The 24,761-nt window shown below is 56.8% G+C and carries 20 protein-coding genes; 9 read left to right on the top strand and 11 right to left on the bottom strand.

From position 1 onward, the window contains the following. Window positions 1–28: 28 nt before the first annotated feature. Window positions 29–1,138 carry a maltose/maltodextrin ABC transporter ATP-binding protein MalK gene (gene malK, locus O1721_RS05190; RefSeq protein WP_003860329.1) on the bottom strand — a complete coding sequence of 370 codons (1,110 nt, stop codon included), beginning with the start codon at window positions 1,136–1,138 and terminating at the stop codon, window positions 29–31. A gap of 371 nt (window positions 1,139–1,509) precedes the next feature. Between malK and malE the strand changes: the two genes are divergently transcribed. From malE to malG, 3 genes are all read left to right on the top strand, one after another. After that, a complete protein-coding gene (malE, locus tag O1721_RS05185) occupies window positions 1,510–2,700 on the top strand; it encodes a maltose/maltodextrin ABC transporter substrate-binding protein MalE (RefSeq protein WP_032646869.1) in 1,191 nt (396 codons plus the stop codon). 121 nt (window positions 2,701–2,821) lie between these two features. Continuing rightward, complete coding sequence (malF, locus tag O1721_RS05180) at window positions 2,822–4,366, top strand: maltose ABC transporter permease MalF (RefSeq protein ID WP_017694723.1); 1,545 nt, start codon at window positions 2,822–2,824, stop codon at window positions 4,364–4,366. A gap of 14 nt (window positions 4,367–4,380) precedes the next feature. Beyond that, window positions 4,381–5,271 (top strand): maltose ABC transporter permease MalG, encoded by an 891-nt coding sequence (gene malG / locus O1721_RS05175; protein ID WP_003860332.1) that lies wholly within the window; start codon window positions 4,381–4,383, stop codon window positions 5,269–5,271. 97 nt (window positions 5,272–5,368) lie between these two features. On the opposite strand, the gene psiE is transcribed toward malG, so the two are convergent. From psiE to pgi, 6 genes are all read right to left on the bottom strand, one after another. Beyond that, window positions 5,369–5,779, bottom strand: coding sequence for a phosphate-starvation-inducible protein PsiE (gene psiE / locus O1721_RS05170; protein WP_000202963.1), 411 nt, complete (start codon window positions 5,777–5,779; stop codon window positions 5,369–5,371). A 178-nt stretch (window positions 5,780–5,957) separates the two neighbouring features. After that, entirely contained in the window at window positions 5,958–8,054 is a 2,097-nt protein-coding gene (locus O1721_RS05165; protein WP_032103673.1) for a YjbH domain-containing protein, read from the bottom strand. Further along, a complete protein-coding gene (locus O1721_RS05160) occupies window positions 8,054–8,791 on the bottom strand; it encodes a capsule biosynthesis GfcC family protein (protein WP_032103670.1) in 738 nt (245 codons plus the stop codon). The genes O1721_RS05165 and O1721_RS05160 overlap by 1 nt, the downstream gene beginning before the upstream one ends. After that, window positions 8,788–9,426 (bottom strand): YjbF family lipoprotein, encoded by a 639-nt coding sequence (locus O1721_RS05155; RefSeq protein WP_017382614.1) that lies wholly within the window; start codon window positions 9,424–9,426, stop codon window positions 8,788–8,790. The genes O1721_RS05160 and O1721_RS05155 overlap by 4 nt, the downstream gene beginning before the upstream one ends. 63 nt (window positions 9,427–9,489) lie before the next feature. Then, window positions 9,490–9,732: an exopolysaccharide production protein YjbE gene (yjbE, locus tag O1721_RS05150; RefSeq protein ID WP_003860341.1), complete on the bottom strand. Its 243-nt coding sequence runs from the start codon at window positions 9,730–9,732 to the stop codon at window positions 9,490–9,492. 366 nt (window positions 9,733–10,098) lie between these two features. Beyond that, complete coding sequence (pgi, locus tag O1721_RS05145; protein ID WP_032103668.1) at window positions 10,099–11,748, bottom strand: glucose-6-phosphate isomerase; 1,650 nt, start codon at window positions 11,746–11,748, stop codon at window positions 10,099–10,101. A gap of 374 nt (window positions 11,749–12,122) precedes the next feature. Between pgi and lysC the strand changes: the two genes are divergently transcribed. The 3 genes from lysC to O1721_RS05130 all read left to right on the top strand — a co-directional run bounded on the left by lysC (window position 12,123) and on the right by O1721_RS05130 (window position 14,833). Further along, window positions 12,123–13,472, top strand: coding sequence for a lysine-sensitive aspartokinase 3 (gene lysC, locus O1721_RS05140; protein ID WP_006810501.1), 1,350 nt, complete (start codon window positions 12,123–12,125; stop codon window positions 13,470–13,472). A 93-nt stretch (window positions 13,473–13,565) separates the two neighbouring features. Beyond that, a complete protein-coding gene (panS, locus tag O1721_RS05135) occupies window positions 13,566–14,510 on the top strand; it encodes a ketopantoate/pantoate/pantothenate transporter PanS (protein ID WP_032646868.1) in 945 nt (314 codons plus the stop codon). Between the two features lie 50 nt (window positions 14,511–14,560). Further along, complete coding sequence (locus tag O1721_RS05130; RefSeq protein WP_017382612.1) at window positions 14,561–14,833, top strand: YjbD family protein; 273 nt, start codon at window positions 14,561–14,563, stop codon at window positions 14,831–14,833. On the opposite strand, the gene rluF is transcribed toward O1721_RS05130, so the two are convergent. Beyond that, on the bottom strand, window positions 14,834–15,706 hold the full coding sequence (rluF, locus tag O1721_RS05125) for a 23S rRNA pseudouridine(2604) synthase RluF (RefSeq protein WP_003860347.1): 873 nt from the start codon (window positions 15,704–15,706) through the stop codon (window positions 14,834–14,836). Between the two features lie 197 nt (window positions 15,707–15,903). Between rluF and O1721_RS05120 the strand changes: the two genes are divergently transcribed. Beyond that, entirely contained in the window at window positions 15,904–16,206 is a 303-nt protein-coding gene (locus tag O1721_RS05120; protein WP_023295756.1) for a type II toxin-antitoxin system RelE/ParE family toxin, read from the top strand. Window positions 16,207–16,212: 6 nt separating this feature from the next. After that, entirely contained in the window at window positions 16,213–16,500 is a 288-nt protein-coding gene (locus tag O1721_RS05115) for an addiction module antidote protein (protein ID WP_023295755.1), read from the top strand. Here the strand turns inward: O1721_RS05115 and O1721_RS05110 are convergent. Both O1721_RS05110 and metH read right to left on the bottom strand, forming a co-directional pair. Beyond that, window positions 16,497–18,128: a Na/Pi cotransporter family protein gene (locus O1721_RS05110; RefSeq protein WP_003860350.1), complete on the bottom strand. Its 1,632-nt coding sequence runs from the start codon at window positions 18,126–18,128 to the stop codon at window positions 16,497–16,499. The genes O1721_RS05115 and O1721_RS05110 overlap by 4 nt on opposite strands. Window positions 18,129–18,244: 116 nt before the next feature. Continuing rightward, on the bottom strand, window positions 18,245–21,928 hold the full coding sequence (gene metH, locus O1721_RS05105; RefSeq protein WP_032646865.1) for a methionine synthase: 3,684 nt from the start codon (window positions 21,926–21,928) through the stop codon (window positions 18,245–18,247). A 193-nt stretch (window positions 21,929–22,121) separates the two neighbouring features. Between metH and iclR the strand changes: the two genes are divergently transcribed. Next, on the top strand, window positions 22,122–22,949 hold the full coding sequence (gene iclR / locus O1721_RS05100) for a glyoxylate bypass operon transcriptional repressor IclR (protein ID WP_032646864.1): 828 nt from the start codon (window positions 22,122–22,124) through the stop codon (window positions 22,947–22,949). 23 nt (window positions 22,950–22,972) lie between these two features. Here the strand turns inward: iclR and aceK are convergent, their stop codons facing one another. Next, complete coding sequence (gene aceK, locus O1721_RS05095; protein ID WP_032646863.1) at window positions 22,973–24,724, bottom strand: bifunctional isocitrate dehydrogenase kinase/phosphatase; 1,752 nt, start codon at window positions 24,722–24,724, stop codon at window positions 22,973–22,975. Window positions 24,725–24,761 lie beyond the last annotated feature (37 nt).

The following is a 24,761-nucleotide window of genomic DNA, read 5'->3' as shown; positions in this document are numbered from 1 at the left end:
TCATTGCTTTTCTTTGTAATTGGAATGCTTAAACGCCTGGCTCTTTGTGCAACCGACGACATGCAGTGCCATCCTCACGGAATAGATGGCAACGCTCTGGCGGCAAACCGATAGCGAATGTGGCACCCTCTTCTACCAACACCACGTCATTCTGGCGGTAGACCAGGTTCTGACGGATGGCGGGGATCTGGATATGAATCTGTGTTTCGTGACCAAGCTGTTCGACGACCTGAACTTCACCTTCCAGCGTCACATCAGCGATGTGGCTCGGCAGTAAATGCTCAGGGCGGATACCGAGGGACATGTTGGCCCCCACCTGTACGTTAGCGCTGTCGACCGGCAGCCAGACTTGCTGACGGTTTGGCAGCTCCACCTGTACCTGTTCGATTGCCGTCGCGGTCACTTTTACGGGCAGGAAGTTCATCTTTGGCGAGCCAATGAAGCCCGCAACAAAGCGGTCTGCCGGGTAGTGATACAGCTCCAGCGGTTTGCCCACCTGCGCCACGCGACCGGCGTCCAGCACCACGATTTTGTCGGCCAGCGTCATCGCTTCGACCTGATCGTGGGTGACGTAAATCATCGTGCGTCCAAGGCGTTTGTGCAGACGGGAGATTTCGATACGCATCTGGACGCGCAGGGCGGCATCCAGGTTAGAAAGCGGTTCATCGAGCAGGAACACGCGCGGCTCGGCCACCAGCGTACGGCCGATCGCCACACGCTGACGCTGACCACCGGAGAGCGCCTTCGGTTTACGCTCCAGCAGATGTGCCAGCTGGAGCACTTCCGCCACCTGGGTGACGCGCTGGTTAATGGTCTCTTTTTTCGCGCCGGCCAGCTTCAGGCCAAAGGACATGTTCTCGGCAACGGAAAGATGCGGATAAAGGGCATAAGACTGGAACACCATGCCCACGCCGCGTTCGGCTGGCGGGATGTCGTTCATTCGGGTATCACCAATAAATAAATCGCCACTGGTGATGGTTTCAAGACCGGCAATCATACGCAGCAGAGTCGATTTACCACAGCCTGATGGACCCACGAACACCACAAACTCACCTTCGTGGATGTCCAGATTGATGTCTTTTGACACCACTACGTCGCCCCAGGCTTTCGTTACATTACGCAGCTGTACGCTCGCCATGCCCTTCTCCCTTCGTTACAACCTGTCACCGACAGAAACATTCAAGATAAGTTCACTATGCGTGTTCCATTACTTTCGTGAATCCTCCACCCCCCGGCTTTTTTATGGGGGAGGAGGCGGGAGGATGAGAGAGCAGGCTCTGCGACCGCAGCGGAGGGGCTGAGGCGAAAATCGTGAAGCGGCCTGCAAAATTCAGTGGGTTTTTATGTGCGCCAGCACTCATAACTTAAATTTATGTTACAGGGATCACACAAACAGGGGGTGGGGCGTAGGGACTGGGAGGATGGAAAGAGGATGTCAAATAAGGAGACTGAGTCACGTTGAACCACCTTATGTATCCACGAGCACATCACCAATAAAGGATGGCAGATATGAAGATCAAGACTGGCGCACGCGTTTTCGCATTGTCCGCCCTCGCAGCAATGATGATTTCCGCACCGGCTCTCGCCAAAATTGAAGAAGGTAAGCTGGTTATCTGGATTAACGGCGACAAGGGCTATAACGGTCTGGCCGAAGTGGGCAAAAAATTCGAGAAAGACACCGGTATCAAAGTCACCGTAGAACACCCGGACAAACTGGAAGAGAAGTTCCCGCAGGTTGCGGCAACTGGCGATGGTCCGGACATTATCTTCTGGGCGCATGACCGTTTCGGGGGCTACGCGCAGTCTGGCCTGCTGGCAGAAGTTACGCCAGACAAAGCCTTCCAGGACAAACTGTTCCCGTTCACCTGGGACGCCGTTCGCTATAACGGCAAGCTGATCGCTTACCCAATCGCGGTTGAAGCGCTGTCTCTGATTTACAACAAAGACCTGGTGCCAAACCCGCCGAAGACCTGGGAAGAGATCCCTGCTCTGGATAAAGAGCTGAAGGCGAAAGGTAAATCCGCCCTGATGTTCAACCTGCAAGAGCCGTACTTCACCTGGCCGCTGATTGCTGCCGACGGCGGTTACGCGTTCAAGTTTGAAAACGGCAAATATGACGTGAAAGACGTGGGCGTGGACAACGCAGGCGCGAAAGCGGGTCTGACCTTCCTGGTTGACCTCATCAAGAACAAACACATGAATGCGGATACCGACTACTCCATCGCGGAAGCGGCGTTCAACAAAGGCGAAACCGCGATGACCATCAATGGTCCGTGGGCCTGGACCAACATCGACAAGAGCAAAATCAACTACGGCGTGACCCTGCTGCCAACCTTCAACGGCAAGCCGTCTAAACCGTTCGTGGGCGTGCTGAGCGCAGGCATCAACGCCGCCAGCCCGAACAAAGAGCTGGCGAAAGAGTTCCTCGAAAACTACCTGCTGACCGATCAGGGTCTGGATGAAGTGAACAAGGACAAGCCGCTGGGCGCCGTTGCGCTGAAATCCTTCCAGGATCAGCTGGCGAAAGATCCGCGTATTGCGGCCACCATGGATAACGCCCAGAAAGGCGAAATCATGCCGAACATCCCACAGATGGCTGCGTTCTGGTACGCCACCCGTACCGCGGTCATCAACGCTGCAAGCGGTCGCCAGAGTGTCGATGCCGCACTGAAAGATGCTCAGGGCCGTATTACTAAGTAAGTCTGAAAAACGGCGGGTGGCGCGTGCGCTTACCCGCCCTACGACTACGGCACGATCCGTAGGTCAGGTAAGCGCAGCGCCACCTGACGATAAGTTTCCACCGTTGTAGAGGAAGAACCCCATGGATGTCATTAAAAAGAAACACTGGTGGCAAAGCGACGCACTGAAGTGGTCAGTGATAGGTCTGCTGTGTCTGCTGGTGGGTTACCTTGTTGTTTTAATGTACGTGCAAGGGGAATACCTGTTTGCCATCATGACGCTGATTTTAAGCTCGGTTGGCCTGTATATTTTCGCCAACCGTAAAGCGTACGCCTGGCGCTATGTCTACCCGGGCGTTGCCGGGATGGGGCTGTTTGTCCTCTTTCCGCTGATCTGCACCATCGCGATTGCCTTTACCAACTACAGCAGCACCAACCAGCTCGCGCAGGAGCGTGCCACCCAGGTGCTTCTGGATCGTTCTTACCAGGCGGGTAAAACCTTTAACTTCGGCCTGTATCCCACGGGTGACGAGTGGAAGTTAGCGCTCACTGACGGTGAGAGCGGCAAAACCTATCTTTCCGACGCGTTCAAATTTGGCGGCGAGCAGAAGCTGGCCTTAAAAGAGGCTGCGGCCCTGCCGGAAGGTGAACGTGCGAACCTGCGTATCATTACCCAGAATCGTCAGGCGCTGACCCAGCTCACCGCCGTGCTGCCAGACGAAAGCAAAGTGACCATGAGCTCGCTGCGCCAGTTCTCCGGCACGCAGCCGCTTTATACTCTGGCGGATGACGGCACGCTGACCAACAACCAGAGCGGCGTGAAGTACCGTCCGAACAACGATATCGGTTTCTATCAGTCGGTGAATGCCGACGGCAGCTGGGGCGACGACAAACTCAGCCCGGGCTATACCGTCACCATCGGCTGGGACAACTTCACCCGCGTATTTACCGACGAAGGCATCCAGAAACCGTTCTTCGCCATCTTCGTCTGGACGGTGGTCTTCTCGGTGCTGACCGTGATCCTGACCGTGGCCGTGGGCATGGTGCTGGCCTGCCTCGTGCAGTGGGAGTCCCTGAAAGGCAAAGCGATTTACCGCGTGCTGCTGATTCTGCCCTACGCCGTGCCGTCGTTTATCTCGATTCTGATTTTCAAAGGGCTATTTAACCAGAGCTTCGGTGAAATCAACATGATGCTGAGCGCGCTGTTCGGTATCAAACCGGCCTGGTTCAGCGACCCAACCACCGCCCGCTCGATGATTATCATCGTGAACACCTGGCTCGGTTATCCGTACATGATGATCCTGTGCATGGGGCTGCTGAAGGCTATCCCGGACGACCTGTACGAAGCCTCGGCGATGGACGGCGCGGGTCCGTTCCAGAACTTCTTCAAAATTACCCTGCCGCTGCTCATTAAGCCGCTGACGCCGCTGATGATCGCCAGCTTCGCCTTTAACTTTAACAACTTTGTGCTGATTCAGCTGTTGACCAACGGTGGCCCGGACCGTCTCGGCACCACCACGCCGGCAGGCTATACCGACCTGCTCGTGAGCTACACCTACCGCATCGCCTTCGAGGGCGGCGGCGGTCAGGACTTCGGCCTGGCGGCGGCGATTGCCACCCTGATCTTCCTGCTGGTGGGCGCCCTGGCGATTGTGAACCTGAAAGCCACACGTATGAAATTTGACTAAGGAGGGCACTGAACATGGCAATGGTACAACCCAAATCTCAGAAACTGCGCCTCCTCGCGACGCACTTAGGCCTGCTGATTTTCATCGCGGCGATCATGTTCCCGCTGCTGATGGTTATCGCCATCTCCCTGCGCTCGGGGAACTTCGCCACCGGGAGCCTGATCCCGGACGAAATCTCCTGGGAGCACTGGAAGCTCGCGCTGGGCTTCAGCGTGGAACATGCGGATGGCCGCGTCACGCCGCCGCCGTTCCCGGTGCTGCTGTGGCTATGGAACTCGGTGAAGGTGGCGACCATCACTGCGATCGGCATCGTAACGCTCTCCACCACCTGCGCTTACGCCTTCGCCCGTATGCGTTTCCCGGGCAAAGCGACGCTGCTGAAAGGGATGCTGATTTTCCAGATGTTCCCGGCCGTGCTGTCGCTGGTGGCGTTGTATGCCCTGTTTGACCGTCTTGGGCAGTATGTGCCGTTCATCGGCCTGAACACTCACGGCGGCGTGATCTTCGCCTATCTTGGCGGCATCGCCCTTCATGTGTGGACTATCAAGGGCTATTTCGAAACCATCGACGGCTCGCTGGAAGAAGCGGCGGCGCTGGATGGGGCGACACCGTGGCAGGCGTTCCGTCTGGTGCTGCTGCCGCTGTCGGTGCCGATTCTGGCGGTGGTGTTTATCCTGTCGTTTATCGCCGCCATCACCGAAGTCCCGGTCGCCTCACTGCTACTGCGCGATGTGAACAGCTACACCCTTGCCGTCGGTATGCAGCAGTACCTCAACCCGCAAAACTACCTGTGGGGCGACTTTGCCGCGGCGGCCGTCCTCTCTGCCATCCCGATTACCGTGGTGTTCCTGCTGGCCCAGCGCTGGCTGGTCAACGGCCTGACGGCGGGCGGTGTGAAAGGTTAAGTTTCATTTGTTATGCCACTGCAACCCTCAACTTTAGACGTATTGTATTGAACCAACTTGTGACTGTTATTCGGCGGCCTCCGGGCCGCCATTTTTTTTATTCGCGTTTCAGCCGCTTCGAGTTGCACAGCCAGAGGGTGATCACCAGCAGCAGGATCGCCGCCGAGTAGATCAGCACGTCGAGCGGGGATTTATGATCGACGATGATCAGCCGCACAATGGCGGTGATGCCAATGTAGACAAAATAGCGCAGCGGGAAGTGAAAGCCGGACTGAAAGTACTTCACAATCAGGGCGATAAATTCAAAGTAGAGAAAGTAGACCACCAGGCCTTCCACCAGCGCGTATTTGCTGGTTTGCTCAGGGGCGAACAGCACATCCGCCAGATGCACCGTCTCTTTACCCAGAAAAACGACCAGGATCAGGCCAAGGCTCAGCAGACCGAGGTTCAGCACGGTCTGGAGTATCGTTGAGATAAACTCAACGCGCGGACGAGTCAGGGATGTCATACAGCACCTCATTCTCCAGGGCGAGGTTCCTGTATAACGCAAAAATGTGACGGGGATCTATATTTTTTGTTTATGTTTTGTCCAGATGAACATTCTTGCCGGGCGGCACTGCGTTTGCCCGGCCTACAAAAACACTCTCGTAGGCCCGGTAAGCGCAGCGCCACCGGGCAAATAAGCATCAGCGGAAGTTAATGTTCTTATCGCTGGTCATATCATACAGCTGGAATTTACGTCCAAGCTGCTGACCGCCGTCGCGCGTCAGCGGCGTCCAGCCCACTGCCGCACGGCTGCGGGTTGGGCCTGATGAGAACAGATCCAGCGGAATCGACACGTACACCCCTTTGGTGAAGTCCCCTTCCCCGTACTCGTCTGGCGAAACGTTGGTGATGGTGGCATAGCCGCCCACCACCACGCCGCTGTCGAAGTGTTTGGAGATATCCAGCGTGCCGCCCTTATCACCCGCCAGATACTGGCCGACGCTGGCTTTCACCAGCACGTCCTGCGCGAACGACGGCGTCCAGTAGGCGGTCAGGTGGCCGGTTTTGACGCTGTAGTCGGTGAATTTCATCATGTCCTGCGCGCTGCGCCAGTCACGCTGTTTCACGTAGTTAGCATCAATCCCAAACGCCCAGTTGCTGTCGACAGGACGATAAAGCACTTCTGCCCCGGCGCCGCCGAACATGGTTTCCAGATAGCCACCGTAAACCTGGCCGTAGAAGCCGTTGCCGAAGTACTGGAAGTAGTTGGCCTGGAGGTTATTCACGTAGATATCGTTCTGCACATATTCGCGAACGCGGGTACGCACGCGCGGCAGTTTTGAATCGTTCGGCGGGTTGGTGTAGTTAAATTTGTCGTAGTTGTTGGCAATGTTGCCGAACAGACTACCAGTGGTCAACAGGTGGTCGGTCACCCACAGATCCGCCGTCGCCATCGCCCCCAGCTGATACATGTAGAAGTTTTCCGGCCCACCCACGGACTGGTTCAGCACCGGATCGATATGGAAATCGAAGCGGGATTTATCGATATACCAGCCCTGCTCGGTGCTCTCTGGCACCACCGGCTCAACGCGTTTTTGTACCAGCTCGGTTTCATGTCCCAGCGGTTCGCCTTCAAGATGACGCTTAAGGCTGGCAACATCGGTTTCGGTTGTGACCTGCGGCAGGTTGAGGCGGTTCTCCGTCACGCGGATCGTGCGGATCCCCTCCGGCAGATCGTTCATGACGATCCGGTTGGCGCGCTCGATCCCTTCGCGGGAGTCGCGGTATTTTACCTGCTCGCCGGTGACGTACAGCGTATCGCCTTTGGTCTGGATCTTTGGATCCGCCAGGCCCGCGTTATATTTCAGCAGCGTCAGCTGGTTCGCTACCACGGAGTGCTGAATGATCGCATCCTGCGGCTCCGGCTGATATTTTGGCCGCGGGTTATCATTGTAGTGCGGCCGCATGTCGTTAAAGTTAGTGCGCAGGGTAAAGCCAAACATCAGGGTATTACCGCGCTCATAGCTGAGGTTAACGTCGGCCCAGTCGGTGACGCGGTAAATGGCGCCGACGTTAAACTTGCTCTTTTGCTCAATTTTCCCGGCGAAGTCCTGCGAGTAGTCGTTTCCTTCGTACTCCAGCTTCAGACGTAACGGCTGCCACGGTGTTTGATACTCCACGCCGCCAAACAGCGAGGCCGGGCCGTGGAACATCTGGTCCCCGTTGATGGAGCCCGCTTTCTGGTAGCTGTTATCGCGGTAGCAGTATTTATCGCTGTAGGTACAGAACGGATTTTTGACGTTGCCGCTGGTGCCGAGATAGCCCCATCCCAGACCGAGTGAGAAATCAAACGGTCCCCAGGCTTTGCTGGCCACGATGTATTCCGCGTCAAACAGGCCGGTCCCGCCGATATCCTTCGCACCAACGGAGACCTGCGGCATCCAGTAGCTCTCTTCCCACAGGCGCAGCTTCACGTCGAAAGCTTTGTCTTTATAAGTCTGGTCGCCGGAGAAGGCATCCACGCTGCTGTACTGTTTTGTACGCACGTCGGTGTAGCGCAGCGTGGTCTCCAGCCAGGGGAACAGCTGCACGGACGCAGAGTAGTAACGGTACTGATCGTTATCGCGATAGTTAAGGCTGATTTCCCCCTCGCGGGCCATACGCGCGGTTGGGGTTTGCAGTAAGCCCACGCCGCCAAAATCGGACTGCGACGGGCCGATGGGTGCCGGATACGTTTCTGCATGACAGGCGGCACTCACGCACAGTGCAAGCATGCTGTAGAGATAGGTTTTTTTCATTATTCCGGTATCCGCTGTATCAGGGAGCGAAGGATATCGGCATTAAGCCCGTCATACGCTTTCGTCCAGAAATGGTCGGCAAAACCGACAAAAATGATGCTGCCTGGCATAGGTTCGATATGGCGTTTATTCCAGTAAGCCACCGGCGCTTTCTGCGTATGCCCGTCCGGATAGACCACCCAGGCATAGCTGTTATCCGCTCCGCTGAGCAGACTTTGCTCGTCGAGATAGCTCGCCACGTCCCGGCCCGGCGCAAACGGCTTTTTGCCAGGGCTGCTGAGAAGCCCCATCACGGTGACGGTGGAAGGTTGAGCCGGAAGCCACAGGGTATAGTCCCCTTCCAGCGACGGATTGCCGTTTTCCGCAACGCGCACCTCATCCGGATCCAGATTCACCTTCTGGCGCCCCGTCACCTTAACCGCCTGAAGCTGTTGACGCAGGCTAGTAATGGCCGCGGCATCGTCGGTATCTTCCTGTTGTGCCAGCCCGCTCAGTCGGGCGAGCAGCGCCTGATGTTTTTGTTCCGCTACGATCGTCGCCTGACGCTCGCTGATCACCGCCCCGGTCCACCAGCTTTTCGCCAGCCTCGGCTGCCCCACCAGATCGAGCAGATGCCCGGCATTGGTTAAGGTTTTAGGTTTTTCGCTGTCCGGGGTGTAGACCTGTACCGTTCCCGCAGACCACGCCAGCGGCGAGGTCAGGCTGGCGAGAAGCGCAATGTGGATGAACATTTTCATGATTTCGCCGCCTTGATCAGGGTGGCCTTCACCGGGAAGAAACCGGCACCGAGATACTGTAAGGACTGGCGGATTTGCCCCTCTTCGTCCACCCAGAAGCGGTTATGCCAGGTGGCCTGATCGGTTGTCACTTCTTCATCCAGCACGCGCACCTGCGTTTCGTCGCTGCCCACTTTGACACTGTCCGTACCGTCCCAGCGGAAGGTGGAGCGGGCCGTGGCGTAGCGCACCTGTTTATGCTCGGTCCAGCCCATCGTGCGCGTCCAGCTTGCGCCATCGACGATCTGATTCGGCTTGATGAGCGGATCTTCAGCCAGGTTGTTCACCTCAAGCAGGTTGTCGCCACCGAGCAACGTTTTCACGATGCGGGAATGCTGCGTCACGATGGTGGCCTGATCCTGCGTCACCCATTTCTGCTGCCCGTTTTCATCGAAAGCGAGCACCACAAACAGTTGCGGACCATCGTTTAGCTGCATGTACTGGCTGGCATACGGCATGTTCTGAAGTTCGTCATCGGTCAGATGCACGCCCGGCGTGCCGAACATGCTGTCCCACAGTGAGTGGCCCAGCCCTTTGGTGGTAGCTGAGCACGCCTGCAACAGCAGGCAAATCAGGATGATTGCAGGTCGCTTCACGACTCTTCTCCGAAGGGGCGAAATAACCACACCGAAGTGTGGTTATGATTAAAACACCCGTTATTACTGGGTGCTGGTCGTCGTAGTGGTCGTGGTTCCGGTATTGGAGCCATCACCGCCACCGGTTGCCGCCAGCGCGACACCCACGGCTGAACTTACGGCGCTGGTGCTGGCTGCGGTAGAACTCCCCGCAGACGCAGACGTCGCTGCCGACCCTGCTGCTTCCCCGACCTGGACCGGAGCTGCATAGACAGACGTCGCCGCAAGCGCAGATATGGCAAAAATGCCATACAGTACTTTCTTCATAACAATTTCCCTTCAATGAATGAATGGAGATTTGCCCGAAAAGAAATTCAGGCGGATTCGAGTATACACAACTAAAGCAGTGGGTTTACCGTGGGGGTAAATAGGGATGAGGTTTTCAGACTAATGGTTAAAAATGGAAGGAAAAAAGAATCAAGGAAATATATAATCAATATAAATCAACCAGTTATAATATAAGAACATTAAAGCATCACTCCGTATTTTCTTAAAATAAACCTCAGCAATTAACGGGGTTACCGTCTTTTTCGGATTAAACTCAGCTTCAGAATTTGAGATAACTAACAGACATCAGGAATTATCCGATAAAAAAATGCCGGCATATCGCCGGCATTGTTCATGACATATTTATTACGCACGCCAGGCTTTATAACGGTTAATCAGACCATTGGTGGAGCTGTCGTGGCTGTCGATCGCTTTATCGTCACCCAGCTCTGGCAGAATGCGGTTTGCCAGCTGTTTGCCCAGCTCAACGCCCCACTGGTCAAAGGTAAAGATGTTCAGAATAGCGCCCTGAGTGAAGATTTTGTGCTCGTAGAGGGCAATCAGCGCACCCAGGCTGAACGGCGTGATTTCGCGCAGCAGAATGGAGTTAGTTGGACGGTTGCCTTCGAACACTTTAAACGGCACAACGTGCTCCAGCGTAGCCGGATCTTTACCCTGGTCACGGTATTCCTGCTCAACCACCTCGCGGGATTTACCGAACGCCAGCGCTTCGGTCTGGGCGAAGAAGTTAGACAGCAGCTTCGGATGGTGGTCGGACAGTGGGTTGTGCGTAATCGCCGGGGCGATGAAATCGCACGGTACCATTTTGGTACCCTGGTGGATCAGCTGGTAGAACGCGTGCTGGCCGTTGGTGCCCGGCTCGCCCCAGATGATTGGGCCAGTCTGGTAATCCACCGCGTTGCCGTTACGGTCAACGTACTTGCCGTTGGATTCCATGTTGCCCTGCTGGAAGTAGGCCGCAAAGCGGTGCATGTACTGGTCGTACGGCAGAATCGCTTCGGTTTCAGCGCCGAAGAAGTTGTTGTACCAGATCCCGATCAGCGCCAGCAGTACCGGCAGGTTTTTCTCAGGCGCGGTGGTGGAGAAGTGTTTGTCCATCGCGTGCGCGCCGGAGAGCAGTTCAACGAAGTTGTCGAAGCCCACGGACAGGATGATGGACAGACCGATCGCAGACCACAGTGAGTAGCGGCCGCCCACCCAGTCCCAGAACTCAAACATGTTCGCGGTATCAATACCGAACTCACCCACCGCTTTACCGTTGGTGGACAGCGCCGCAAAGTGTTTCGCCACGTGCTTTTCGTCGCCCGCGGTTTTCAGGAACCAGTCGCGCGCGCTGTGGGCGTTGGTCATGGTTTCCTGAGTGGTGAAGGTTTTAGACGCCACCAGGAACAGCGTGGTTTCCGGGTTCACCTTTTTCAGCACTTCAGCGATGTGAGTCCCATCGACGTTGGACACGAAGTGCATGTTGAGGTGGTTTTTGTACGGGCGCAGCGCCTCGGTCACCATGAACGGGCCGAGGTCAGAGCCGCCGATACCGATGTTTACGACGTCGGTGATCGCTTTGCCGGTGTAGCCTTTCCAGCTACCTGAGATGATCGCTTCAGAGAAGGTTTTCATCTTTTCCAGCACCGCGTTCACTTCCGGCATCACATCTTTGCCGTCAACGATAATTGGCGTATTGCTACGGTTACGCAGGGCCACGTGCAGGACGGCACGGTCTTCGGTGCGGTTGATTTTCTCACCAGAGAACATGGCTTTGATGGCATCTGCCAGCTCAGTCTCTTTCGCCAGATCTTGCAGCTTCGCCAGCGTCTCTTCGGTGATACGGTTCTTGGAGAAATCCACCAGCATCAGGTCATCGAAGGTGGCGGAAAACTTGCTGAAACGATCGGCATCTTTCGCGAACAGTTCCGCGATGGTGACGTCTTTCATTTCATCAAAATGTTTCTGTAGTGCCTGCCATGCAGCGGTCTGCGTTGGGTTGATGTTTTTCATAGCAATACTCTTCTGATTTGAGAATTGTGACTGCGGTCGATTGTAGCGCCTGCAAATAAAAATTGTGATGGTTTTTATGCCATTGCCCTGGTCTGCATCAAACGCAGGTGAAAAGACCCGAAAAGTATAGCTGCTGTCGCGCCCTTCCGGCGTGGCGAAATGTTGGTCAAAAAGAGGGAAAAAGGAGCATAAAATATGGGCCTGTTATAAGTCCTGTTTCTGAGGGGTACCCCCCCATGAAAAATCCGCATAATCCCAGCATTGACAGGACCTCCCCCGCATTTTATTTATAGGGCCGTATTTTGCGCCTGCACCTGTTCTCGCTTCATTCTTGTGCCAAGGTCGCTCTATTCATTCCCTGACACGAGGTTGTTATGACGAGTTTTGTGGTCGCCAAGTTTGGCGGCACCAGTGTGGCAGACTACGATGCCATGAACCGCAGCGCCGATGTGGTGCTGGCCGATCCGAATACCCGCCTGGTGGTGCTTTCCGCCTCAGCCGGCGTGACGAACCTGCTGGTTTCCCTGTCTGAAGGACTGGAAGCGACCGAGCGTTTCGTGAAGCTGGATGCACTGCGCAAAATTCAGTTCGACATTCTCGAGCGTCTGCAAAACCCGAACGTCATTCGTGAGGAAGTGGAACGCCTGCTGGAAAATATCACCACCCTGGCAGAAGCCGCGTCGCTGGCCACCTCCAGCGCACTGACCGATGAACTGGTCAGCCACGGCGAACTGATGTCCACACTGCTGTTCGTTGAGATCATGCGCGAGCGCAATATTCAGGCGCAGTGGTTCGACGTGCGTAAAGTGATGCGCACCAGCGACCGCTTTGGCCGCGCCGAGCCGGACGTGGAAGCCCTGGCTGAGCTGACTAACCAGCAGCTTGCCCCGCGCCTGGATGAAGGCATAGTGATCACCCAGGGCTTTATCGGCAGCGAAGCCAAAGGGCGCACAACCACGCTGGGCCGTGGCGGTAGCGACTACACCGCCGCCCTGCTGGGTGAAGCCCTGCACGCCACCCGCGTGGATATCTGGACGGACGTGCCGGGTATCTACACCACCGACCCGCGCGTGGTCTCTGCGGCAAAACGTATTGACGTGATCGCCTTTGAAGAAGCGGCTGAAATGGCGACTTTCGGCGCGAAAGTGCTGCACCCGGCCACGCTGCTGCCCGCCGTGCGCAGCGACATTCCGGTCTTCGTTGGCTCCAGTAAAGATCCAAAGGCGGGCGGGACGCTGGTCTGCAAGAAAACCGAGAACCCGCCGCTGTTCCGCGCGCTGGCCCTGCGTCGTAAGCAGACGCTGGTTACCCTGCACAGCCATAATATGCTGCACTCCCGTGGATTTCTGGCGGAAGTGTTTGGCATCCTGGCGCGCCACAATATCTCCGTGGACCTGATCACCACGTCAGAAGTCAGCATCGCGCTGACGCTCGACACCACCGGCTCCACCTCTACCGGCGACACCCTGCTGACGCAGTCGCTGCTGATTGAGCTTTCCGAGTTGTGCCGCGTGGAGGTGGAAGAAGATCTGGCGCTGGTGGCCATCATCGGTAATAAGCTGTCGCGCGCGTGCGGCGTGGGCAAAGAGGTGTTCGGCGTACTCGACCCGTTCAATATCCGCATGATTTGCTACGGCGCGTCCAGCTACAACCTCTGCTTCCTGGTCCCTGCCGATCAGGCCGAGCAGGTCGTGCAGAAACTTCATCAGAATTTGTTTGAATAAAATTCGTTAGCACGATAAACAATATCAATAAGCCGGGCACAGACCCGGCTTTTTTATAACAAAACAACACGACAATACTGCAAGGAATTCACTATGCTCTCCGCTATCACCCGGCTGTTCCCGTTATGGGCGCTGCTGCTCTCTGTACTCGCGTATTACACTCCTGCCACGTTCACGGGCATTGGTCCGTGGGTCACCACGCTGCTGATGCTGATTATGTTCGGCATGGGCGTGCATCTGAAAATTGACGATTTCAAACGCGTGCTGTCTCGCCCGGCACCGGTTGCCGCAGGGATTTTCCTGCACTACCTGGTGATGCCGCTCGCGGCCTGGCTGCTGGCGATGGCCTTTAAGATGCCGCCCGACCTTTCCGCCGGGATGGTGCTGGTGGGGAGCGTCGCCAGCGGTACGGCATCTAACGTCATGATCTATCTGGCGAAAGGCGACGTGGCGCTTTCCGTCACTATCTCGTCCGTTTCCACGCTGGTGGGCGTGATTGCCACGCCGCTGTTAACCCGCCTGTACGTGGACGCGCATATCCAGGTGGACGTGATGGGCATGCTGCTCAGCATCCTGCAAATCGTGGTGCTCCCGATTGCGCTGGGGCTGGTGATCCACCATCTCTTCCCTCGGGTGGTGAAAGCGGTTGAGCCGTATCTGCCCGCGTTTTCGATGGTCTGCATTCTGGCCATTATCAGCGCCGTGGTAGCCGGTTCCGCATCGCACATTGCTTCGGTGGGCTTTGTGGTGATCGTCGCGGTTGTGCTGCATAACACTATTGGTCTGCTGGGCGGTTACTGGGGCGGGAAGCTGTTTGGCTTTGACGAATCCACCTGCCGCACGCTGGCGATCGAAGTGGGGATGCAGAACTCCGGCCTGGCGGCGGCGCTGGGTAAAATTTACTTCTCACCGCTGGCAGCGCTACCGGGGGCGCTGTTCTCCGTCTGGCACAACCTGTCCGGTTCGCTGTTAGCAGGGTACTGGTCCGGTAAGCCGATTGATGACCAACCGAAAAAAGATGCGGTGAAACAGGGTTAATTGACTCGGCTTGCTTTACACTGAAGCCTCCCCATCAGGAGGCTTCAGCAATGGCTACACCACGTTTGACCCAGAAAGACATGACGGAAGCCGAGCAGCGCGAACTGAAAACGCTTCTCGACCGCGCCCGCATCGCGCATGGCCGCACGCTGACGAACGCCGAAACCAATCAGGTTAAAAAAGAGTACATCGATAAACTGATGGCGCAACGTGATGCCGCGGCGAAAAAAGCCCGCAAGCTGAAAAAAGAGCAGGCGTATAAACCCGATGCAGAGGCGACTTTTTCCTGGTCCGCCAGCACATCAACCCGTGGAAGGCGCTAATCAGCGCCCTTTCTTTTTGCGCCCCGGCTGGGTAAAGCGTTTTCCGTTGCCCGGCTTGCCCCGCCCTTTCTCTTCCGCCTGCGGTGCCTTCACCACCGGACGCTTAATCGCCTGCGTTTTCGGTTTGGCTTTAGCTTTCGGCTTCGCTTCGGACGAGGAGTTCTCGATAAGTTTGAATAGCTCGATCAGCTCGTCATCCGTTAAGTCACGCCACTCGCCCAGGGGGATCCCGGACAGGCTAACATTCATGATGCGCGTGCGTTCCAGCTTCGTCACTTCATAACCGAAGTACTCGCACATGCGGCGGATCTGGCGGTTCAGGCCCTGCACCAGCGTGATACGAAACGCGAACGGCGCCTCTTTTCGGACTTTGCACTTCTTCGTCACGGTGCCCAGAATCGGCACGCCTGCGCCCATTCCCCGGATGAACTCGTCCGTGACCGGCTTGTTCACCGTAACAATGTACTCTTTCTCGTGGTCGTTACCGGCACGCAGAATTTTGTTCACCAGATCGCCGTGATTAGTCAGGAAAATTAACCCCTGAGAGTCCTTATCCAGGCGACCAATCGGGAAAATACGGCTGCTGTGGTTCACGAAATCAACGATGTTGTCCCGCTCGCCATCTTCCGTAGTGCTGACAATCCCAACCGGCTTGTTCAACGCGATAAACACCAGGTCTTCGGCATCACGCGGTTCGATGACCTGACCATTCACTTTCACCACATCGCCAGGCACCACCTGATCGCCAATGGTGGCGCGTTTGCCGTTAAGAAACACGTTACCCTGTTCAATGTAACGGTCAGCCTCGCGACGTGAGCAGATCCCGCTCTCGCTAATGTATTTGTTTAATCGGGTTGATTGAGTTGGCAGCATAGTTTCTCCTGTGAAGGGCGAAATATACCTTAGGTTTGGGCTGGAAAAAAAGATTAGCCGACGGTTACTGAGACGGGTTTTTTAGTTTGCGAGACGCTTTCAGGATTTAGCGTCAGGCTATTTATCCTTGGGCTAACTCCTTTTAGCTTTACTCTCCAGAGACAATTGCTTGTAGTTTATAAATCACAGGGAGTAATATGAAGGAGATCGTTCAGACAGAATCCTTCCGACGCTGGGAGCAAAATTTAAAGGACAGGCGGGCAAAGACGATTATCGCCTCCCGCCTCTTTAGGCTGGCAAATGGCTTAGCGGGCGACATTAGACCTGTGGGAGAAGGTATCAGTGAACTGAGGATTCACTTTGGCCCGGGCTACAGGATCTATTTTAAGGACCAGGGCAATTGCATCATCGTGCTGTTATGTGGTGGTGACAAAAGCAGCCAGGCCAGAGACATACTTATGGCAAAAATGCTGAGCAATGTATCCCAATGGCAGGAGTGAATGAGCATGCATAAATTAACACCCTACGATCCAGCCAACGCACTGCTGGATGACGAGGAAATCGCTGTGTTTATGGCTGATGCATTAGAGACGGGTGACTCAGCGTACATTGCTAAAGCGCTGGGCGTCATCGCCCGAGCGAAAGGGATGTCGACCATTTCCCAGCAAACGGGCCTGTCACGAGAACAACTGTATCGATCATTCAGTGATAAGGGGAACCCAACGCTCAAAACCACGCTGGCGGTCATGAAAGCATTGGGCCTTGGGTTAACAATCAAACCCTCTGGGGATTAATACTCATCCCGCTCATCGTCTTCATCCGGCTGCTCCATCACGCTGTACGCCACCGCACAGAACAACGAGTTCAGGCGCTTCATATCGCCCAGCAGCCCCAGGTGGAGTGAGCTGGTCTCGATACTCTGCACGTTCTGCTGGTGCAGACGCTCAACGTGGGCGTGTGAGTAGCGGCGATTAAGGATGCGGAAACGATGCTTATTGCGGCGCAGGCGGCGCGCGCTCGGCACGTCGCTGGAGAAGAAGACCGACATCGCCAGCTTCAGGTTGCTGACCAGCTGTTCGTGCAGCGCTTCCAGCTCTTTCAGCCCTTCAACAGAAAACGCCCGGCGTGCGGCCAGGGATTTGTCTGCGATTTCACTGCCCATACGCTCGACAATATCCGAAGCCTGCTCCAGGTTAAGCGACATCTCGATGATTTCCGCCCAGCGGCGCGACTCCTCTTCCGCCAGCTCGTCCTGGGGGATCCGCGCCAGATAGAGCTTGATGGCGGTATACAGCACGTTGATATCGTCCGCCAGCCTGCGCAGCTCTTTTTCTTCGCGCGGCTCGCCGTGCATCACCTTTTGCAGCCCTTCCAGCATGGTTTCCATCGCGTCGCCCATGCGCAGCGTTTCGCGGGCGGCATTGGCGATTGCCAGCGCAGGAGTATCCAGCACCGAGGTGTCCAGATGCTTCGGTTTAAGGCGCGCGTCCAGCTCCGGTTCATCACGAATAAGCCGCTCGCAGAAGCGGGCCATCGGCGCGGCAAACGGCACCATCGCCAGACAGCGCACCAGGTTGTAGAAGACGTGGAAGTAGATCACCAGCTCCGCTTTCGGCAGAGAGAGATTATCCATCAGGTTCGCCAGCGGGTGCACAAACGGCAGAATGATCAGGCTACCCACCAGCTTAAACAGTAAACTCCCCAGCGCCACCCGGCGGGCGGCAGCGTTGGCGGCGCTGTTGTTGAGCATCGCCAGCAGGCCAGAGCCGAGGTTGGCACCGATCACCAGGCACAGCGCCACCGGGAAGGAAATTACCCCTGCGGCGGTTAAGGTCGCCGTCAGCAGGACCGCTGCCAGGCTGGAGTAGCTGACGATGGCGAATACCGCGCCGATCAGCGCATCCAGCATAATATCGCCGGTTAACGAGGCGAAGATGACCTGCACACCGTTGGCCTGGGTGATCGGCGTGACAGCCTGCACAATCAGCTCCAGTGCCAGCAGGATCAGCCCGAGGCCAATACCGACGCGGCCAAGCTGCCCGGCACGGCTTTGCTTACGGCCGAGGAAAAAAATGACGCCGATAAAAATCAGCAGTGGCGACAGCCAGGAGAGATCGAACGTCAGGATACGCGCCATCAGCGCGGTACCGACGTCGGCGCCAAGGACAATCACCAGCGCCGGGGCGAGCGCCACCAGATCCTGCGCCACGAACGAGGTGACGAGCATGGTGGTGGCGTTGCTGCTTTGCACCAGCGCCGTGACGCCAATACCCGCGCAGAAGGCGAGCGGCTTCTTCTCAACGCTGCCGCTGAGAACGGTACGTAAACGTGCGCCAAACACACGCATCACGCCGGTACGAACGATATGGGTGCCCCATACCAGCAGTGCGACTGCGGAGAGCAGGTGTAACAACGTCAACACGGTAGGCATTCCTCCTTATCGTTATTCGTTTTCCTGAGGTTCAGTATAAGGGTTTAAACGTAAGAAAGAGACAAGGCACCATAGCGGTGCCCTGTTTGTTGTAAGGAAAAGTGACGTTAGTCTGCGTCGTAGCCCAAATTCGGCGCCAGCCAGCGTTCCACCTCTGACACGCTCATGCCTTTACGCAGGGCGTAATCCTCAATCTGATCGCGCTGAAGCTGTGCCACGGCGAAGTACTTGCTGTCCGGATGGCTGAAGTACCAGCCGGAAACGGACGCGCCCGGCCACATGGCGAACGACTCGGTGAGCTTCATGCCGGTATGCGCTTCGACGTCCAGCAACTTCCAGATAGTGCCCTTCTCGGTGTGTTCCGGGCAGGCCGGATACCCCGGCGCCGGACGAATGCCCTGGTAGTTTTCGCGGATTAGCTCCTCGTTGCTGAGATTCTCATTCGCCGCGTAGCCCCAGTGCACCTTACGTACGCGTTCATGCAGATATTCAGCGAAGGCTTCCGCCAGACGGTCGGCGATCGCTTTCACCATGATTTTGTTGTAATCATCGTGCTGCGCGTCGTACGCATCCGCCAGCGCGTCTTCTTCCAGACCACCGGTTACGGCAAAGGCGCCGATATAGTCGGCTTTACCGGAGAGTTTCGGTGCGACGAAATCCGCCAGGCAGTAGTTGGCAAAGCCCACTTTCTCGGTTTGCTGGCGCAGGTGGTGGCTCACGGCCAGCACGTGGGTGCGGGTTTCATCGCGGTAGATTTCCACGTCGTCGCCCACGCGGTTCGCCGGGAACAGCCCCACCACGCCGCGCGGGTTGAGGGCTTTCTCTGCGCTCAGCCTGTCGAGCATGTCGTTAGCATCTTTAAACAGGCGCTTCGCCTCTTCGCCCACCACCTCATCTTCAAGAATGCGCGGATATTTGCCCGCCAGCGACCAGGTCATGAAGAACGGCGTCCAGTCGATGTAGTTACGCAGCGTTTCGATGCTGGCCGTCACGTCCTGCACGCCCAGACGGTGTGCGACCGGCGGCGTATAGCTGGACCAGTCGAACGCCAGATCGTTATCGCGCGCCGCCTGAAGCGAAACCGGCGGCGTGCGCGGTTTCTTACGTCCATGCTGAATGCGGACGGTTTCATACTCTTTGCGGGTGCGGGCGACAAAGTCATCGCGCTGGGTGTCGGACAGCAGCGCGGAGACCACGCCCACGGTGCGCGAGGCGTTTTGGACATACACCGTCGGCCCACTGTAGTTCTGCTCGATTTTCACCGCCGTGTGGGCTTTCGAGGTGGTTGCCCCGCCAATCAGCAGCGGAATGGTAAAGCCCTGGCGCTCCATCTCTTTTGCCACGTTGACCATTTCGTCCAGCGAAGGCGTAATCAGCCCGGAAAGACCAATCAGATCCGCATTCACCTCACGCGCGGTCCTGAGGATTTTATCCGCCGGGACCATCACGCCAAGGTCGATAATTTCGTAGTTATTACACTGCAACACCACGCCAACGATGTTTTTGCCGATGTCGTGTACGTCGCCCTTCACGGTGGCGATGACCATTTTACCGTTACTGGAGCCCTTCTCTTTGCTGGCTTCGATAAAGGGTTCCAGATACGCCACTGCCTGCTTCATGACGCGGGCGGATTTCACCACCTGCGGCAGGAACATTTTGCCCTCGCCGAACAGATCGCCGACCACGTTCATGCCGTCCATCAGCGGCCCTTCGATCACTTCAATCGGACGGGCGGCCTGCTGACGCGCTTCCTCGGTATCCTGCTCGATAAACTCGGTAATGCCTTTTACCAGCGAGTATTCCAGACGCTTATTCACATCCCAGGAGCGCCATTCGGCCTGTTGAACGTTGGCTGATTCGTCAGATTTACTGCCGCGGTATTTTTCCGCCAGATCCAGCATGCGTTCGGTGGCGTCGTCACGACGATTGAGGATCACGTCTTCTACGGCGTCGCGCAGCTCGGCTGGCAGATCGTCGTAAATTGCCAGCTGGCCGGCGTTGACGATCCCCATGTCCATCCCGTTGCGGATGGCGTAGTAGAGGAATACGGCGTGGATCGCCTCACGTACCGGGTCGTTGCCGCGGAACGAGAACGACACGTTTGACACGCCGCCGGAGATCAGCGCATGCGGTAGCTCGCGTTTAATGTCTTCACACGCGCCGATAAAGTCCTGGGCGTAGTTGTTGTGCTCTTCGATGCCGGTCGCGACGGCGAAGATGTTCGGGTCGAAGATGATGTCTTCCGGCGGGAAGCCCACCTCTTCGGTCAAAATTTTGTACGCGCGGCGGCAAATCTCAATCTTGCGCTCGCGGGTATCGGCCTGGCCCACTTCATCGAAGGCCATCACCACCACGGCGGCTCCGTAGCGACGGACCAGCTTCGCGTGGTGGATAAAGGTATCGACGCCCTCTTTCATCGAGATGGAGTTAACGATGCCTTTGCCCTGAATGCACTTCAGCCCTTTTTCGATGACTTCCCATTTGGAAGAGTCAATCATGATCGGCACGCGGGCGATATCCGGCTCACCGGCAATCAGGTTGAGGAAACGCACCATTGCCGCTTCGGCATCAAGCATCCCCTCGTCCATGTTGATATCGATGATCTGCGCGCCGCTTTCTACCTGCTGGCGGGCAACGTCCAGCGCTTCGCTGTACTTCTCTTCTTTGATCAGGCGCTTGAACTTCGCAGAACCGGTAACGTTAGTACGTTCACCCACGTTCACAAACAGGCTGTCGTCGCCGATGGTCAACGGCTCCAGGCCGGACAGACGACAGGCTACCGGAAGCTCGGGTAGCTTGCGCGGTGGAAGCCCGGCGACGGCGCGGCTCATGGCGGCGATATGCTCCGGCGTGGTGCCGCAGCAGCCGCCGACGACGTTGAGGAAGCCAGATTCGGCCCATTCGCGGATTTGCGCCGCCATGGTGTCGGCATCCAGATCGTACTCACCGAACGCGTTCGGCAGACCGGCGTTCGGGTGGGCGGTGACGTAGCACTCTGCGATGCGCGAAAGCTCCTGCACGTACTGGCGCAGTTCGTCCGGCCCCAGCGCGCAGTTCAGGCCGAAGGAGAGCGCTTCGGCGTGGCGCAGGGAGTTATAAAACGCTTCGGTTGTCTGGCCGGAAAGCGTGCGCCCCGAGGCGTCGGTGATGGTGCCGGAAATCATGATCGGCAGGTCGACGCCCAGCGCCTCGAACTCCTCTTTCACCGCGTAAATTGCCGCTTTGGCGTTGAGGGTGTCGAATACGGTTTCAATCAGGATCAGATCGGAACCGCCTTCCACCAGCGCTTTAGTGGACTCACGATACGCGGCCACCAGCTGGTCAAAGGTGATGTTCCGAAACGCCGGGTCGTTGACGTCCGGAGAAATCGACGCGGTGCGGTTGGTTGGACCCAGCACCCCGGCTACGTAGCGCGGCTTGTCCGGCGTACGGGCCGTCCATTCGTCGGCGCAGGCGCGCGCCAGCTTCGCCGCTTCAAAGTTGATCTCCGCCGACAGGGATTCCATCTGGTAATCCGCCATGGCGATGGTTGTCGAGTTGAAGGTGTTGGTTTCAACAATATCCGCACCCGCTTCGAAGTAAGCGTTGTGGATATCCCTGATAACAGACGGTTTGCTTAACACCAGCAGGTCATTGTTCCCTTTCAGGTCACAAGGCCAGTCGGCAAAGCGCTCGCCGCGGAAATCGTCTTCACTCAGACGATAGCCCTGGATCATGGTGCCCATGCCGCCGTCCAGCACCAGAATTCGTTCATTTAACTGCGCACGCAGTTGCTCTACTTTGCTGCTCACACTTGCTCCCGACAACGCTCAACATGGCCAAAAGGCTGCGTTCCATACTGGCATAATCTCGCAGGGTCGAAAAGTCACACAGCGGTAACATGAGACATGTTCACTATCACTCCTCCGATCAGTCAGGAAAGCGGTTGCAAAACCACCAAATAAAACGAAAATGATTTCCACGATACAGAAAAAGGAGTTCGTCATGGTTACGACCGTTCCCGCTAAACGCGGCAGAAAACCTGCTGCAACCACCGCTGCACAACCTGGCGGAAAGGTTCAATCCCTGACGCGCGGCCTGAAGCTGCTGGAATGGATAGCCGAATCGCATGGTAGCGTGGCCCTGACGGAGCTGGCGCAGCAGGCTGGCCTGCCGAACTCCACCACGCACCGTCTGCTGACCACCATGCAGCAGCTGGGCTTCGTGCGTCAGGTGGGCGAGCTGGGGCACTGGGCGGTGGGGGCGCATGCGTTTATTGTCGGCAGCAGCTTCCTGCAAAGCCGCAACCTGCTGGCGATTGTCCACCCGATTCTGCGCAAGCTAATGGAGGAGTCCGGCGAGACGGTAAACCTGGCCGTACTGGATCAGAGCGATCACCAGGCGATTATCATCGACCAGGTGCAGTGTACGCAGCTGATGCGCATGTCCGCACCGATTGGCGGCAAACTGCCGATGCACGCCTCTGGCGCAGGGAAAGCGTTTCTCTCGCAGCTGAGCGAAGAGCAGGTAACGGGGCTGCTGCACCGTAAAGGGCTGCACGCCTATACCCACGCCACGCTGGTGTCGCCCGTGCATCTGAAAGAAGATCTGGCTCTGACCCGCAAGCGCGGCTATTCGTTTGATGACGAAGAACATGCCCTCGGGCTGCGCTGCCTCGCGTCCTGCATTTTTGACGAGCACCGCGAGCCGTTTGCCGCCATCTCCATCTCCGGGCCGATTTCACGCATGACCGACGACCGCGTCACCGAGCTGGGCGCGATGGTGATTAAGGCCGCGAAAGAGGTGACGCTGGCGTATGGTGGGATTCGTTAAACGTGCATTGCCGCCTGATGCCCTCACCCCGGCCCTCTCCCACAGGGAGAGGGAGAAAAGCGGATGCAAAACCGCTGCTTGCGGCGGTAAGCATAGACATCTTCCACGTGCCCATTTTTGATCCGCGTTTGCAGCCCGCGCCAGTAGCTGGCGCGGAACAGATCGGCATGCATCTCTTCGAATAGCGGCCCGATGCGCGGGTCGGCACAAAGCCAGTGGCGAAACTCCTCCGGAAACACATCGCCCGGCGATACGCTGTACCACGGCTCGCTGGACAGTTCATCTTCCGGGTAGCGCGGCGGCGGGATATCGCGGAAGTTCACCTCGGTCATGTAGCAAATTTCATCGTAATCGTAGAACACCACCCGCCCGTGACGGGTGACGCCGAAGTTTTTAAACAGCATGTCGCCGGGGAAAATATTGGCGGCGGCGAGCTGGCGAATCGCATTGCCGTACTCTTCAATGGCGTCTCGTAAAGCCTGGCCTTCGGATTGCTCCAGCCAGATATTTAGCGGCACCATCCGGCGTTCGATGTAGAGATGGCTAATCGCAATCTTATCGCCAAGATCGGTAATTTTCGTCGGCGCTTCCTGCATTAGCAGCGACATCAGCGACGGATCGATCTGCTGCTTATCCAGCACAAAGTTTTCAAACTCCTGGGTATCCGCCATTCGCCCGACGCGATCGTGCTCTTTAACCAGCTGATAGCAGGCGCGGACGTGAGCGGCGGTCATCTCTTTCTGCGGGGCAAATTTATCCTTAATCACCTTAAACACGCGGTCGAAGCCCGGCAGTGTGAAAACCAGCATCACCATGCCGCGGATCCCCGGCGCTTCGATAAACTGCTCATCAGCCGTGGTGACATAACACAGGTATTCCCGATAACTTTCCGTTTTGGCATGCTTCTGACAGCCAATCGCCATATACAGCTCGGCGGTGGTTTTGCCCGGCAGGATCTCGCGCAGCCACTCCACCAGGGCGGCAGGCAGTGGGGCATAGACCATGAAATAGGAACGGGCGAAGCCAAATACGATACTGGCCTCAGCGCTGGTAGTCAGGCAGGTATCGACAAACAGTTCGCCGTCGTCGGTACGGTGAATGGGTAGCAGAAACGGCACGATAGCTGTCGGCGTAACCAGTTTGCCCACCAGCCAGGCGGCCTTATTCCGGTAGAAAAGCTCGTTGGCAACCTGCAAATGGCTGCGGCTGAGCACCGCCTCGCCGAAGGTTTCACTGAGATATGCGTGGATATAGCCGATATCCCGGGGTTTATTCTCCCACGGCAGGCGCAGCGGCAAATCCGTTAAGACGCGGTGCAGGAGCTTTTCCCAGCCGCGATCGGGAAAGAAATCTTTCGCCAGCGGACGCGGAATGGTACGGAAGCGGCGCTCCGGCTGGGAGCTGAAGATAAATAACCGCTCAGGAGATAATGAGCGGTGGTCAAATAACCGGCAATAGACGGAGTTGAAAAAGCTCTCCGCAATCTCGAAGCGCGGGTAGTCGGGTAACAGATGGGTGTAATGCTCTTTCACGCGCAGTAAAAATTCCGCATCCGGGCTTTTACCGTCGGTGATACAGCGCAGTTGCTCCACCACCAGACCTACGTGGTGATCATAAAGATGGATACGCTGCTTCATGGCCTGCTGAACCGCATGCCAGTCGGCGTGCTCAAAACGCTGTTGCGCGCCGGAGGTGACTTCCAGAAAGCGGCCATACTGGGCATCGAAGCCCTGCAAAATAGTTTGGGCAATCAGTAATTCCAGACCACGCGACATATATTCCCCCTCACCCCAACCCTCTCCCCGAGGGGGG

This window comes from Enterobacter cloacae complex sp. HYC033_NIDB (assembly GCF_056673335.1).
The sequence above is the reverse complement of the archived record's forward strand: the minus strand, read 5'-3'. Positions and strand labels throughout refer to the sequence as shown.